The organism is Mammaliicoccus stepanovicii, from assembly GCF_002902525.1.
Lineage (GTDB): Bacteria > Bacillota > Bacilli > Staphylococcales > Staphylococcaceae > Mammaliicoccus > Mammaliicoccus stepanovicii.
In genome coordinates, this window is sequence record NZ_PPQZ01000082.1 from 1 (window position 1) to 361 (window position 361).

Annotated in this window: 1 pseudogene; it reads left to right on the plus strand. The window is 42.9% G+C overall.

Annotated elements, in window-relative coordinates:
* Positions 1-361: pseudogene (locus CD111_RS12510) on the plus strand (YSIRK signal domain/LPXTG anchor domain surface protein); the annotation flags it as partial.

Here is a 361-nt window from a genome sequence, read left to right on the forward strand (position 1 = left end):
TGGGCATAAGATTGGCGAAGGTGAAGCTGATGATCAAGGTCACGCTACGATTACACCAACGCAACCTTTACCGGAAGGTAATGTCACAGCGAAGGCGACAGATAAGGCGGAACATCCTAATACTTCTGAAGCTTCTGAACCTGTAAAAGTAACAGATAATATGCCACCTTCTAAACCAGTAATCGACACAGATTTAACAGGTAAAGCAGGTACACAAGAGCCTATTAATGTAACAGCTGAACCAGGTTCTAAAGTTGAGTTATTCGATAAAGATGGGCATAAGATTGGTGAAGGCGAAGCTGATGATCAAGGTCACGCTACAATTACACCAACACAACCTTTACCGGAAGGTAATGTCACA